Raw genomic sequence first — 14465 nt, 5'->3', positions numbered from 1 at the left:
GGCTAAGGCTTGCTTTGAGGAACCCCGCGCAGCTGGTCGCAGGCGTCGACTGGCATGCCGCTCCCGCGCAGGCCAGAAACGCAAAGATCATAGTCAGACATACCAGCGAGCTTCGCATTGTCGCCCTTCCTTTCGAGTTCGGCTTTGACATCCGCCGCCGCGACTTCCGCGACGCGGCGGCTATAACCCTGGGAATCGCCCTTCCAGTGCCCGACCAGGTAGCTTGCGGGCACCGCGGCAATGAGCGCGCCGAGCGCGATCAGCTTCCAGTTCTTCAGTGCAACGGTGAGGAGCTCGAGCATCAGCAACTCTCCCAGACGCCATCGGTGAGATAGCCATGCCAATGCGGCCCGCCATTCGTCGTGAGAGCCACCGATTCCCTGACGGTCGGTTTGTCGCGGGAGCCGTTCCAGAACGTCCAAGCGCCAGCGCCAGCCAACTTCACCGCGCCGATGTCGCCGCATCCGCAAGGACATTGGAAGTGGAAGCCCGATGGCGAGTGGCCCTCGGCGTCATAGAACTTGATGCTGCCGGCAGGGCCGTCGATGATGGTGTCGACCAGTTGGGCGACAACCGGCTGCGTCCTTACCTCGCTCATCGCCGCGCCCCCGTCTGGAACGCCTCGACGCCCTTCTGCTCGCCATGACGCGCGACCAGCACCAGGGCGCCGGCAATGCCGGCAACGCCGGCGAGCCACACCCAGCCAGGCACGTCGCTGGCGATCGAGGTCAGCGGGTCGATGTATTCCTTGGCGGCCGGAATGTTGTCGAGCGTCGGCTTGACCAGCGCCCCGATCGCCGCCGGAATGCCGAAGATGTAGCCTCCTACCTTGGACAGCCAGTTGGCCTTCACTTCCGGCACCTTGTCGCGCACCACGTCAGCCGGAGCGTTGCTGCGCTCCGGCGCGATCTGGCGCGGCTTCGCCTTCTGGAGGGCCAGCAGCAGCTCGTCATCAATGACGTCGGCGGCCGGCAAGCCGTTTTCGGCGCGGAAGGCGCGAATGGCGGTGGCGGTCATGGTGCCGACCTTGCCGTCAACGCTGCCGACCTCGGTATAGCCGAGACCTTTTAGCTGCAGCTGCACGCGCTCGATCGTGTCCTTGTCGGCAGAGGCAGCCGTGTCGATCGTCGCCGAAAGGGCTGCAACTGCCGGACCAGCCGCAGCCGAAGGCGCAAACGGCGTGTCCCTGATCTTCTGCCATTTGGCGAAGGCGGCGGCCATCTTCGTATCGTAGAGGTTCTGCTTGTAGCCCGGCCCGTTCCAGGTGCGGGCGATAACCGGCCAGCGGTGCGCGCGCAGATCGTCGTCGACCTTCCAGGCGACGAGCAGCCGCACCGTCGCCTCGAGGTGATTGGCTTCCGACGCCATGAAGGCCGTCACCAGCGCCTGCGGCGAGGTGTAGCCGGCGTCGCGGTGGTTTTCACCGAGGATCTGGGTCAGGCCCCAGGATGCCGCCATCAGCGCTGTCGCCTCGTCGACCGCCATCGCCTTGACCAGGCGCGGATAGCTGTCCTTCGGATATGGCTTCATGCCCCATTTTGGGTAAGCAAGGCCGGCCTTCACCGCGGCGTCGCGCTTCGCGCCCTTGCCAAGCAGCCGATAGAAGACGTGCGGCTCGAACAGCATCTTGGGCCGGCCGGCGCCGTCGAAGCCGGATCCGGCCGCCTCGACATCCATGAACGCGTGCAGCTCGTCCTCGCCCACGCCGATCTCGGCGCCGATGCGCGGAATGTCGATGTCTTTCAGGCGCACGGCCGCGCCCTTGAACAAGGTGTCCATGGGGTTTCCTTTCGGGATGATGATTGGCTATGGTCGGCCCCGGGGAGGGCCAGAGGGATGAGATACGACGAACCCCGAGGGGATTGGTTTTCGCTGCCCAAGCCGTGGCTGGAGCTACGCGCCGGCATGCGCGAAGAGGTCGCCGCGTCTGCCGGCGAGATTCACACTTATGACGGCGGGCGCCTCATGCGCGTTGATGGCCTATGGCAGGTGATGGAGAGCGGCGATCACAACGACGCCGACTTGATCCTGAACGTGCTGCGCCGGGCCGAATTAGGCCTGAAACATCTTCCGCCAGTGATCCAGCATCTTCAAAGCGAGCGCATTTTTCTGAGTGATGTGCTTTTGCGGGCCGCTTGCGACCGTAACCGCGACATCGGCGGCAAAATCGAAGGCGGCAGAGATCGCCTGCTTCCCACCTTCCCGCTTATTTAGTTCCATCAACAAGCCGGTCATAACCATCTGCATGGCCGTGGACTCTGCTTGCATGCTAACCATCAGCTCATGGTGCGCGGCCAGTGCCGCCTTGACCTGCTCATAGTCGGGGGCCTTGTCGCTGCCCTTCATTTCGCACCCACGGAAAGCATCAGGTCCAAATACTCGTCGGCCACCTTCGACCAGGTTCGATCTGAGAGGGCTTCAAATAGCGGACGCTGCGCAGCCAGCAACTCGTCTCTGTTATCCAGCCCCCACAATATCTTGCTCAGCATATCCTTCCGATCGCGCGGGTCAAAAGTCATTAGATCGAGCAGCTTCTTGTCCTGTATGACTTCGCTCACCGCAGGAATCCGGCTCATAACGGATGGCGTACCCACGGAGTAGGCTTCAGAGAACGTGAACGGGAAGCCACCTTCAAACATCGTTGGCGTCACCGACAATGCGGCTAGCCGATACAGCGCTGCCAGCACATTGTTTGGCACCGAAGGAAGAGAGATCACGTCTCGCTGCAACCCACGATCCGCAATGAAGTCGCGGATGCGCTCATTCCCGGCAATCTTCGCAGTGAGTACAAGCTTGACCGGGCGATAGTGCTCCCGAAGGACCTTCTCATACGTGGCGATCAGACCTTCGATGTTTTTGTGAGGCCTCACCTGCGAGGAATAGAACAGGAAGGGCACATCGTCGAACCGAAAACCGTCCAAATATTCCGGCAGGATGTTCTTTTTTTCATCTAGGTAGCCGTGAAGCACATCGAGCGCTCCTTCTTTGCTCCCCTTGTCCCCCTCGATGTCGCGAGTATCGATGATTCCATGGCGTATCACGGATACCCTACTGGCTGGGATGCCTTGTTGTTCTACGATGTGATGCTGCTTCACGTAGTCGCTATAGCTGATCAGATGATCGGCCGCCGCCAGGCTCGCAGTAATTCGCTCAAGGGAACCCTCGAAGTCCTCCCCGGTGTACTGAGCTGGGTGCTCGTAGAAGACAATATCGGGCGCCGCCATTACCACCCTGCTGTTAAGCGCAGCAACCTCCGGCCAAAACATCGACGGCACATACCAGACATCGATGTCTTTACGCCGATTCAGTTTGCGTATCAATCGCGATAGCTCCGCCTCGCGGACGCGGTCGACTATGCCCATCGCCACTATCGCTCTCTTCTTTGTGGCCCTGTACTTCCGCAATAGTCGGTAGGCGAGCGGATGGCGCATGACGCGCCCACTGCCTCGCTTTGCCAGAAAAACCGCCGCCAAAGAAAAGGCGACGACAATGCCAGGTACGGCTAATGAAATAGCCAAAGCTGCCAGAAGAATGGCGCCGAGGACGAAGACGACAGTGGATGTCGTGGAGAGCCACGATACCACCAGGTAAAGTGATTTCTTCAACAGGCGCTTAAGTCGAAACCGCCGCGGCCGTGCTTTGTCAGGTGACGCTCGGAGGTATGCCCATAGCCGCCAGATCTTAACGATGTAGGGCTCGCCCGCCGTGGTGACGATGTCAATGCTCTTGCGGTCGATCCCTGCGTCGTCCAGCAACGCGATGATCTCGCCCTTCAACCAAGACGGACCCGCGATCGTGACTGAAATGCCTTTCGACTGAACCGCACCCTTCACAATGAAGGCGATGAGCCTTGATATCCCTTCATGTGGAGCGAGTTGCTTAGGAGTGAAGCCAAGGAAAACACCAAGCCTTTTCACGCGAATATCCTGTGAAGTATGTCCCAATATTCGGAGGCGTAGTTTTGCCAGGAATGCCTTGCAAGCGACTCTCGGCTCGGGAGCCTGAGCCTGATTTCATCGGCCTTGCTCTCCATATATTTCAAAGCGTTCGCCATACCTTGTACTGAAGACGCATTGAAAAACTCCATTGGGATAGCAAACCTATCGCCGATGTATCTCATCTGCGGATAGCCGCTTGCTAGAGACGGGCACCCGCACCATGCGGCCTCGGCAACGACAAAAGTTCCATTGTCGATCAGCGTGGGGTGCCACAGGAATGCGGCCCCGGACAGCGTAGCCGCATAGCGGTCGTCGGATAGCTCCCCGAGAAATTGCACATGTCTTCTGATGACCTGCGAATCTGCGATTTTCGTTCGCAGATCTCTGACATAGTCTATAGCCATCACTTGGGCATTGACACCAAATTTGGGGTCAAGCCATCGGCTGTTTGGGCCTAGAATTTTGACATCCAGAGCACCTTCCAGTTCCTCGTAGTAGCGGATCAGCGCATCAATTGCTCGGACATGGTTTTTGTGCTGCGCTGGATTGGTCGGCCAAACAATGTACGGCCGTTTTGGTTCTTGGGCGGAGTGCACAACTGACATCCAAGTCGGGTCGAAATCCATCGGCGCTAGATGTACCTTCGAAGCCGGAACGCCAGCATATGTAATGGCATCCTGCATAGTTTGGGGAGTTGTGGCGATCACTGCGGTGGCAAGGCGAGCGGCTTGAAGAAACGAATGGTCAATCTTTCCCCACCCTGACTTCGGAAAAATTCCTGGGATATACCGCTGGATATAGTCGGTCGCGAACACGATGTGCGGTTTTACAGGAGCCAGCGGCATTGCAAGACGGTCAGAAACAATTAGCCAACAATCAGAATCGATGCAGTTATCAATTCCGTCGTCTGGAATTTGATACTGATCGAAGTCCAATTCAGCACTTTCGCCTTGGTTGCGTTTGATGGCGGCCACTTCTTTTCGAGATATCGTTCGCCAAGAGAATTCTCGAACCTCGATGTCATCGTTCACGAGGTCCGCAAAGACGGTCTCCAGATCGTATTCTCCCGCCAGCACCGCCACTCTGACGCGGCACGGTGTTCCGGCATGTTGGCTGCCTTTGCTGATCATGCGCGCAATGGTTTTGGTGACACGCAGAGAGCCGCCCCGATACGGGATCGGCAGAAAGATCGTGATGTGCTTGAGCAATGTCTGCCGTCTCGCCCCCTAAGATGATGTGGCTCTATAGCGCGGGGAAGATTGGACACACAACCTGAATGTTTCTTACGGGTTCGCATATGCCGTGTTGTTCTTCCACAGACCCGCTGCGACATTCATGCCTCCGGCCAACGGATCGCCTGCCGTAGCCACGCCGATAGTGACGCCTGCCGGGATGCGAGTAGCATTCGGGTTGGCTCCCGTCGTGCTGGCCAAGCTTGACCCGGATCCAACGATGTGCGCGTTGTAGGGGTTGGCGACAAACGTTCGTGGCGTCGTCACGGAGACGAAATCGCAGCCGTTTTCGCGGTACTTGCCGCCATCAGCAATGTTGACGCCTGTGCCCATCGACTTGAACAATGTCGTCGCAACTCGGGTTAGAGTGGCTTCCGAGTAGAACCCGCCAGACGAGCACCCGGATATGGTGCAGTCCGTAGCGCGGATATCATCGTTATGCGCCGTGCCCAAAATACCCCAACCGACGCCGGATGCAGGCGTTGTAAGAGCTGAACCTGTAAGGCCAGTCCCGGCTATCTCCATAAAGACGTCGTGGATTTTGTGCCCGTATCCGTAGGTGTCCAGGTACAATTCGGTATTGCCGTCTGTCCCCAGGAAGCTCTCATGCAAGCGCATTCCATAGACTGGCGTGCCAACGAGCCCTTGAAGGGCGATGCCGAAACTGCTGTTCGCGAAAGTCCTGACGCCGCGCCAGTCGCCAAGCAGAAGACCGGCTGGACCGGCCACCGATTGAACTCTGATGCCTATACCGTCGTTCGCCTGGCTGAGCAAACCATCGATATACCACTGGCATGGTCCCGATGCCGCAGTGTTCTGGATTCTCAGCCCATCGCCAGTATTGTTCGACAGGAAGATATCTTGCAGCTGGGAATATCCAGTGCTGAGCAACAGCATGCCGTAGTAGCTTGCGAAGCTCGATACCCTGCGAATGCATGATGTGCTGAGTTGCCCAAGCGCCCCGATGCCTGCCGCGCCGACCGAAGGCGCAACGATGCGGGTCGTCGTCAAATCCTCGACAATGACGTCGCTCAATCCGGCAGCAATTTCGATCACATGGTTTGAAGCGTGGGAACTTATCAGTCGCGTTATGGCCTTGCCCGCGCCAATGACCCGACGCTGACTGTTGGCAATCACCGCCTTTGTAGAAATCTTAAAGTCACCGTCGCCGAGTTCGACAAACTTATTGGAGGCCACCGCCGCCGTGAATGCGGCGCTTCCGTCGACAGCACCAGTCTTGTCCCATGTTCCGAATCGAGCCGGATTGGTGACATTGCCGATGGTGATGCGGAGTGGGTCGGTCGCGGTTGCGACAACATTCGCCGCCGCGATCTTGTCCGCGATATAGCCGCTGCCATCCGGCTTGATGATGAGAACCTTGTCCGCATCCGCCGCAGATATCGCTGGCAGGTTGATGCTCGCTGCCGAGGCAGCGGCCGCGGCGGCAGCCGCCTCGGCGGCGGCCCGGTCTGCCGCGGTGCCGATTTCCGAGATGAGCCGGAATGTCGAGCCGGACACGTAGCCGGCCACGATCATGCCGGCGACAAGATAGTTGGCCTGCACGTCATTGCCGGCATTGGTCTTGATGGTCAGCGCGGCGCCACCGTTGAAGGATACGGTCGCAGGTCCGGTATTGTTCTCGAAGATGTTCAACGAGATGAGCGCCGCGCCATTCGCGGATGGCAACGGAATGCTCGTGGTCGCCACGATCGCGTTGGCCGTCCCGGCGCCGGCATCGGTCGCCGCGATGAAGCTGTATGGCAGGTCAGCTACGCGCGTCCAGGATCCTGCCCCGGAGGCGCCGAGCTTGCGGTAGATGCCATTATTGGCGACCGTCGCATCGCTCACCACCCATGCTGACGAATTGGCGCCGTGGGCGAGATCGGCGTCCATGTGCGCCTTGGTGTCATAGATGAGACCGCCATTAGACAGGAAGGCGGTGATGATGCCCTCGACCCAAGTACCCCATGCCCGCAACAACGCCTTGACCGGCTGAGACGGATTGGAGGACGGCCCATCGGCCATGATCGTATTCATCAGTTCAGGCATGCGAAAGCTCCAGGGCTGGAGACCCCACCGGAACGGCAAGGGTGAAAATTCGTGGACGAGGCTTTGACGGGCTGGGGTTAGGTGACGACTTTCGGGCCGGTGGCGACGCTGGACGTGCTTTCCACGCCAGAGCCGTTCACCGAGCGCAGCCAGTAGTAATAGGTGCCGGCGGCGAGCGCGGTGTCGGTCCAGGCATCGGACGACGACGGCGCCCCGTATTCGGTGCGGACCACGGTTGCCGAGCCCTCAGTGTTGACGGTGTTCCGACGGATGTTGGTGGCGACATAATTGCCGGAGTTCGGGGTATTCCAGGTCAAGGCAACCTGGCCGACGCCGCCAGTAGCAATCACACCCGACACGGCGGCCGGCGGTGTGTTGTCGACGGTGGAGACCACCGTTTCGCTATCGGAGTAATCGCCATAGCTGCCGTTCGACCCGATATAGACGGCCTCGATGTTGATCGATGTGTCGGCGGGAACCGGATTGGTGTTCAGCACGATGAGACCGGCATCCGGTGCGATCCCGGGGAATTTCTGCTCGATCCAGGCCCCAGGAACACCGCCGCCCACATCGGCGACGCGATAGCGCAGGGCCGGCGTGAGATCACTTCGGTTCGGATCAACCAAGGCGAGGCGGATGTAGACGGTCCCGCTGCCGGATATTGCCGCCGCGGTATCGATGATCGGCTTCGGGATGCCGTCCGAAACCGGCTTCGCCGGCACGGGTGGCGCAGCCCCTTCATCGACCGCCGGGTTCCAGTCGTCGATCTCCGGTCCGGAACCCGGCATCTTGATCCATGTCATCTGAAAACCGCCGCGCGAGACCGACAGGGCCGACCGGCGGTTGGCGATCAGCTTGCCATCCATCGAAGGCAGCCGCCGCGGTGTCGCCAGCCTGACCCATGGCGCGTAAACGGCGTTGATGCCGGTGAAGCGGACGTCGAACGTGCCGCGCTTCTTCTCCCGCAGACGCGCGAACTCCCGCTTGCCGAGCCGGCGAGCCTGCCGCCATTGCTGCACCCAGATATAGTTGCCGTCTTGTGGCAAGACGCGACCGGCTTCGATCTGGGCCGGCGTATCTTCGAAAAAGTCCGTGTCGGTCGTCGTGAAATCGGTGGCCGGATAAGTGAATTTCGGGATGAACTGATTGACCTCTTCCTCAAACAGGACATCGTGCTGCACGGTGTGGCCGACGATATCGGCATCAGTCAGCGTGGCGACATACTTTTCCCTGAATTTGCCGGCGACGAATAGCAGCGCGCCATCGCCGCGCTCGCACATCCAGCCATCGCAGGAAGCGAGGATGGCATTTGTGCCGCTTTTCGGGTCGTGGTCAGTGGTGTCGAAGCCGCCGCACTCGTAGCGCTTCTCCGTGCCGCCGGTGGCACGTGGCACATCCTCATCACAGACGTCGGCCTCTTCCTGCCACATGTCGAGAACCGGCAGCAACGCCTTGCGGAAATCACGCTTGGTGCCGAACGGGTTGAAGCATTCGTGCCACGCCAGAATCAGGGCAGAATTCTTGGTGAAGAGCCATGTCCCCGGGTTTTCCGGGTCCTGTGCCGGATCGCGAAAATCCCAGCACAGCGCGAGCTCGGCGACGACTGACAGAGCAGGCTTGCCGTACGGATACCGCTTCTGGAAGTTTTCCGCACCTGGTGCGCGGCATGTCATGCCGACCGACGCCTGGCCGTCGCCTCGATGGTCTGATGTCCAGACGCCTTCGGCGCCCAGATCATCTACGATTTCGGCAATCGCGGTTTCCGGCGTCAGCCCCAGTCGCCGGTAGATGCGCACAGGATCGGCACTGGCGTATCGGTCGCCGTCCGGACTGATGACGGTGTTGCCGTCGAGCTCGACCTTGTCGTCATTCAGGTAGTAGCCGGTGTAGGCATTGATGCGATGGCCGACGATGGCCTGCACCGAGTACATCCGGTTGTCGACCGCTTCCCAAAGCATCATTGCGCCGGCAAGCCTGGCCTCCCCGACGCCCCAGAACCGGTAAGGGATCGGCTGCGTCAGTGGCGCGCGGCCGTCCTCTGGCTTCGGCGGCTTCGGCGTCAGCAGGTATTGCACGCCGGCGACGATGGCTGTTGTCGCAATAGCCGAGGCGATCGCCGCATAAGAGACAGTCGTGCCGAAAAGCGTGAACCCGCCAGAGCCAAGAATGGCGGTGAAGATCGGCGTGAAGATCGGATCCTTGCGGACGGGCCAACGATATCCCCCATGCCACCCGTCAGCGATGATCTCCTGCGTCGACGCGGTCTCGAAGGCGCCGATGCCGGGATTGTAGGTGCGCGCTCGCGAAACCTTGGCCAGCGCCTGGCGCAAGGCATCGTCGAACGGGTTCACGCTATGCGCCATGCCACGCCGGTCCAGTCTAGATGCTTCACCATCGCCCCGCGTGCCGACATCACCGCCCAGAGCGGGCCAAACTTGATCGCCGGGATATCTTTGATGGCGATGCCGCCGGCGTCGAAGCCGGTCATGGCGCTGATGATGCCGATATCGCCGTCCTGTGGCTGCTGGACGCGCTGGAAGCCCAGGGCACCGAGCTTTGACCCAACGAGGGCTTCGCAGCCGCCGGCGGCCCGCAGGATGGCTTCCGCACCGTCGGCATCGAAGTAGGTGCAGCGCAGATCGGCGCCTGGATCTTTGCCAGTCGCTTCGATGACCCAATCCGCCGCGAACAGCGTGCAGTCGGTGAACCCCCACTGCCAGCGGTGCGGCAACCGGATATATTGTTCCAGCGTCATCGGGTGCCTCAGTAATTCGGCCATGCCGGCGCGACGCCGCGCGCCAGACGCGCGGTGCCATCGCAGAACTTGTCGGTCGGATACATCGCCTTCTGGTGCGGGCCTGACCAAAGCACCAGCGAGGCGCGCGACCTGGTGTTTGATCCCGAAACCACGGCAAGCGTCAGCGTCGTGGTCGGGTTGTCCGTCCCTGAGACTGGCGGCATGGATTCGGTTGGATGCGACGCCGTTCCGGTCCAGAGCGCAACGATCGGCGTCGTCGGCTGGTAGTAGTCATCCAGCGTGGTGAAGCCGATCTTCAAATCCTTGCCGCGAACGTCTGGCATGGTGTCAAGAACATTGGCGGCGGTATCCGGATCGATGCCGGATAGCCCGAATTCCACGCTGGAGCTCTGGCCGTTGACGAGCACCTCGAGCGTCGGGATGTTGAGCAGCCTGCCACCGCCGAGATAGACGGTGCCATCCTCGTCGAGGCTGTCGAAACCGGCAGGGATGTCGTTGACGCCTGCCCAGATATGCAGGCCGGGATCGCTGTCGAGCCGGAAGAAGATGCCAAGTATATGGCTCGATCCCATGCGATCGACGACCTCTTGAGGCACATAGTCGACGGAGTAGGAGCCAATCAGGTCCTGCCAGGCCATGACTAGAAGCCCTCCACGAACTGGATCGAGGGCGTCGACTGCCACCAGCCCTCAGCCTCCCAAGCCAGCGTGAAGCTGGACGGGAACTTCATGACGCAGCGCGGCCGCGCGAACTCGATTCGCGTTCCTGCCGGCACCGCTTCGCGCAGCGGCCGATCGAGCGACAGCACGTATTGCGAACCTGTGTAGGCCACGCCCTCAACGGTTTCAGTCACCGGGACAGGATCCGAACTCTCCCAGTAACGATAAGCGCGCCATCCCTTGGTCGGGTGATAGATCGAAAACCAGTCGGACCAGCGCAGATTGCGCTCGGCGCCGTAGATGTTCAGCGTGATCTGGCCAGCATTGAGCGCCGCAGTTGCACCCATGGTGCCGAACACCGTCGCCTGGCTATAGCCAGCACCATCGGAAAAAAGCGACGTGTCCGAATGTGGAATGCGAGTGATGACCGACCGCGGGACGCCGTTCATGACCGGGAACGGCCCAACCCAGTCCGATAGGATCGGCACATTCATAAACCGGATCGAGCTGTTCATGCGCGCCGCGATCCAATTGATGTATTCATGCTCTTCGCGGGCCCGTACGACACAATTCTCGTAGGAGCCGACAAGAACGCCCCCTCCGCTGGTTTCGATCGTGATCGATTCGCCGAGGCCGTTGCGCCCACCTTCCAACCCGCCGCCCTTGGTGTCGAAGGACAATCTAGCCGGCTTCAAGAAATTGACGTCGAGCGTGGGGAGATTGATGTACCCCATCGCCTATCCTTTCTGTGAAGTGTAGCGACGCTGTGTGTCACCGAAACCGCCATTCACCTGGCCCTGGTGATACTCGCCAATCGCCTCTTGGGCGCCCTGCTTGGCCAGCGTGCGGACATGATCATCGCCGCTTGCGCCAGTGACGTGGACGTGAAGCTCGACCTTGCCCTGCGACTGGCCGCGGTTCTGGTTTGCCGCCATCTGCATCGAGGCAGGGTTGCTGCGGATCACGTCGCCAGAACGGAGCTTCTTCAGTTCGGGACCGCGCTCGCCAACCCACGCCCAGCCCTCAGGCGCGTTTTCGGTGCCATCGGCATAGAGGCCGACATAGCCGCCTGGATTGGCGCTGAGAAAGCTAAACGCCTTGGTCCCGCTGAACACGGAGCTCAAGCCGCCAAACAGTGATCCGAGCAAGCCGCCGCCACCGCCGCCGGCGGGCGCCGTGGGAAACTGGCTGAGTGCACTGCCCATCTTCCCCATCCCCTCGCCCAAGGAACCGAGACTCCCGGTCGCCTTAGCGGCGGTGCCACCGAACTTGTCGAGCGCCTGCTCAGCGCCGGAAAGGCGAGCGGAGAAGTTGTCTGCACCTTCAGGGTTGGCGAGCGAGAAGCCTCGAGGCCGTTCGAAGCCGGCGAATGCCGCTGTGGCCGAACGGACATCCGGGGCGGCTTTGAGACGGGTGAGCGCCCCGCTTTCGGACGAGTTCAACTCCTTCCATGCGAAATCGAGTTGACCCTGCACGTCGCCGAGATTGCCCTTGCCGCCTATGGCGCTCAGAAGCTGCGGGGCGCGGTCATTGTGCTGGAACAGCCCGAACGCATTGCCTGCATCGCCGATCGCCGTCGGCTTGAATGCCGATTCCGCGCTGATGTTGCCGAGAATGCCGGCCACCTGGTGATCGGCAAGGCCCTTCGACTTGAAGAAATTCCATGCCTGCGCGGCAACGCCGCCAGAGCCGACCGCGGCCAGCGGCGCGCGTGTAACCGCGCCCGGGGCATAGTTGTCGTTGGCCCCGCCAAGGATCGATCCGACCACGCTGGTTCCGGCCGAGGCAAGACCGCTCCCGCCCGGCTTCTGTCCCGTCAGCGCCGACGCAAAGGCTGTGGCAAGCTGATCGAATATCTTCGACCAGGCCTTGTCCATCGAGTTCGTGAGGGCGTTCAGGATTGAGGTCCCCAGCGCCTTGCCGATATTGCCGCCGCTGTTCAGCAGCTCGGATTTGAAGCCGTTGAGGAACCCAGACGCCATGTCCTTCGCCTCGCCGAACCTGGTCATGTCGCGCATCTGGCCGGCTTCCGGCGAATTCATACCGATGCCGGTGCCGCGAAGGCGTGAGGCGATCGTCTGCTCATCCTTGCTCAGAAACTGCTGCGACCGCTCAAAGGCCAGATCATTGCCAAGTTGCGCGCGCGCGATCTGATCGGCCATCTCGCCATAGGCGTCAGCCTTCTGCTTGATCAGGTCGAGTTCCTGCTGGTCGACGGGCACATTGTTGCGCGCCGCTTCTTCACGAAGCTGCTGCGTCAACTGGAACTGCATGCGCATCGCTTCGGCCGCGCCGGCGGTCTTGCCGATCAGGTCAAGATCGAGTTGCTGGGAGGCAAGCGTCTGGTCGAGCGAGCGCTTCCGGTCCTTCTGTGCCTCGTCCAAGGCGTGCTGCGCGGCCAAGGCGGCTTGCTGGCCGGCCATGTCGATCCGGCGCGCGCGCTCTGCTGGGTTCTCGTTGTCGTTGTACTGGGCGCCAGCCTGAGCTCGCGCCGCCGCCGCCAATTCCGCCGGGGATCGGGCAAACAGTCCCTGCCTCTGGGCATCGAATGCCTGCTGAGCACGAGAGGCCGACACCGAGCCGGCGGCCTGGTACTGCTCATATGCGCCCATGTTCTCGGTGCTGAGTGCGCCTCGCCGAAGAGGTAGGCCACCAGGGCCGACAGCCTTCGCCAAAGCCTCCTGCGCAATCTGCAACTGCTTGAGCGCGCGCGCCGCGGCATCCGCGTCCTTTGTCAAATCCATCAGCTTGCCGGCGGAGGTCGTCAAGGCGGCATTGTTCGGGTCAAGCGCCCACTTGTCCTCAACCATCTTGCGGAAGCCGATGATGTCGGGCGTCCCATCTTTGGCGGTTTTCCGCAGATGCTCAATCGCGTCAGCGAACGGCTGGAACTCCCCGGCAACACTGAAGAAACCGCCAGCGCTCTTGCCGGGGCTCACGAAGCGCCCGAGATCCGACATCGCGCTTTGGGTCTGGTTGGCAACCTGGATGCCGAGACCGGCCTGCGTCGCCGATGACGACAGTTGCAGCCCGTTCAAGCTCGATACCGAGAACGCATCCTTGGCCTTGTCCGCGATCGTTCCATAGATGTCGCCGATGCCCCTGAGAACGGCCGCATGATCCTTCAGCAGGACGTCGAGGCCTTTCACCTCCTTGCGCGTCGAGATGATGTAGGTGGCGAGACCGGCAACGGCTGCCACGCCGGCGCCAGCAGCAAGGCCGGCTGGCGTCACCATGAAGGCGAGCAAAGCCTGTCCGGCCGACTTGGCTGCGGTCCCAACAGCCGCTAATGAGCCTCGCAGCCCGCCCGGCCCTTCTTCCAGCGCGCCATAAACCTGCCCGATCTGCGAGGCGAATATCTGTACTGGCGACGCACCGAGCGCGAACATGGTGATCACGTCGTTGCCCTGGCGGGAGAGGTTGAGCATCTGCGATGAGGTGAGTCGCGCCGCATTGGCATTGTCGTTCAACGCCTTCGTCGACTTGTCCGCAGCCGGGGCTACTCGGCCAATGCCGGTAACGACCTTGGCCGAGCCTGAACCGATGTTGGCGAGGGTCGTGTTCGTCTTCTCGGCCGTCGCGACGAGCTTAACCAGAGAGGCATTGCCGCCTTCGGCCAGTGTCGCCAGCTTGAGCAGCGTGGCGTTCGCCTGATCGACGCCGGACGCGATCTTGGCCAAAGCAGCATTGGACGCGCTGGAGGCGGTCGATAGCCTCTTCTGCGCCGCCTCCGCCTTGGTCGCGGCGGCCGACATGTTTTCAAGATTGGCCTTCGCCGTGACAGCTTGCGAGCTGTCGATCTTATAGCCGAGTTCTGCAACGGTCACAG

General features: G+C 61.2%; 12 protein-coding genes. 1 reads left to right on the top strand and 11 read right to left on the bottom strand.

Translation table 11 applies throughout. The features are described 5' to 3' along the window. Positions 1-2: 2 nt before the first annotated feature. From FJ490_RS02340 to FJ490_RS32540, 3 genes are read right to left on the bottom strand one after another with little or no spacing between them, the layout of a single operon-like run. Entirely contained in the window at positions 3-302 is a 300-nt protein-coding gene (locus tag FJ490_RS02340) for a hypothetical protein (RefSeq protein WP_140583700.1), read from the bottom strand. Further along, entirely contained in the window at positions 302-598 is a 297-nt protein-coding gene (locus FJ490_RS02335; RefSeq protein ID WP_140583699.1) for a DUF6527 family protein, read from the bottom strand. The genes FJ490_RS02340 and FJ490_RS02335 overlap by 1 nt, the downstream gene beginning before the upstream one ends. Beyond that, a complete protein-coding gene (locus FJ490_RS32540) occupies positions 595-1779 on the bottom strand; it encodes an N-acetylmuramidase domain-containing protein (RefSeq protein ID WP_181171853.1) in 1185 nt (394 codons plus the stop codon). Before FJ490_RS32540 ends, FJ490_RS02335 begins: the two co-directional genes overlap by 4 nt. A 57-nt stretch (positions 1780-1836) precedes the next feature. Between FJ490_RS32540 and FJ490_RS02325 the strand changes: the two genes are divergently transcribed. Beyond that, the gene (locus FJ490_RS02325; RefSeq protein WP_140767648.1) at positions 1837-2214 is read left to right on the top strand and encodes a hypothetical protein; all 378 of its coding nucleotides are present in this window, start codon (positions 1837-1839) and stop codon (positions 2212-2214) included. 128 nt (positions 2215-2342) lie between these two features. Here the strand turns inward: FJ490_RS02325 and FJ490_RS02320 are convergent, their stop codons facing one another. From FJ490_RS02320 to FJ490_RS02285, 8 genes are all read right to left on the bottom strand, one after another. Beyond that, complete coding sequence (locus FJ490_RS02320; RefSeq protein ID WP_140767647.1) at positions 2343-3917, bottom strand: glycosyltransferase; 1575 nt, start codon at positions 3915-3917, stop codon at positions 2343-2345. Further along, positions 3914-5146: a glycosyltransferase family 4 protein gene (locus FJ490_RS02315; RefSeq protein ID WP_140767646.1), complete on the bottom strand. Its 1233-nt coding sequence runs from the start codon at positions 5144-5146 to the stop codon at positions 3914-3916. The genes FJ490_RS02320 and FJ490_RS02315 overlap by 4 nt, the downstream gene beginning before the upstream one ends. Before the next feature lie 75 nt (positions 5147-5221). Then, positions 5222-7219, bottom strand: coding sequence for a hypothetical protein (locus FJ490_RS02310; RefSeq protein WP_140767645.1), 1998 nt, complete (start codon positions 7217-7219; stop codon positions 5222-5224). A 77-nt stretch (positions 7220-7296) separates the two neighbouring features. Next, complete coding sequence (locus FJ490_RS02305) at positions 7297-9582, bottom strand: hypothetical protein (protein WP_140767644.1); 2286 nt, start codon at positions 9580-9582, stop codon at positions 7297-7299. Beyond that, positions 9567-9974 carry a hypothetical protein gene (locus FJ490_RS02300; protein WP_140767643.1) on the bottom strand — a complete coding sequence of 136 codons (408 nt, stop codon included), beginning with the start codon at positions 9972-9974 and terminating at the stop codon, positions 9567-9569. Before FJ490_RS02300 ends, FJ490_RS02305 begins: the two co-directional genes overlap by 16 nt. Positions 9975-9982: 8 nt before the next feature. Then, positions 9983-10615, bottom strand: coding sequence for a hypothetical protein (locus FJ490_RS02295; RefSeq protein ID WP_140767642.1), 633 nt, complete (start codon positions 10613-10615; stop codon positions 9983-9985). Between the two features lie 2 nt (positions 10616-10617). Beyond that, on the bottom strand, positions 10618-11370 hold the full coding sequence (locus FJ490_RS02290) for a hypothetical protein (RefSeq protein ID WP_140767641.1): 753 nt from the start codon (positions 11368-11370) through the stop codon (positions 10618-10620). Positions 11371-11373: 3 nt separating this feature from the next. Further along, on the bottom strand, positions 11374-14463 hold the full coding sequence (locus tag FJ490_RS02285; protein WP_140767640.1) for a phage tail tip lysozyme: 3090 nt from the start codon (positions 14461-14463) through the stop codon (positions 11374-11376). Between the last annotated feature and the right edge of the window lie 2 nt (positions 14464-14465).

The organism is Mesorhizobium sp. B2-5-11 (assembly GCF_006440835.1).
Classification (GTDB): Bacteria; Pseudomonadota; Alphaproteobacteria; order Rhizobiales; family Rhizobiaceae; genus Mesorhizobium.
Note: the sequence above shows the minus strand (reverse complement) of the source record. Positions and strands in the feature narration are given on the sequence as shown.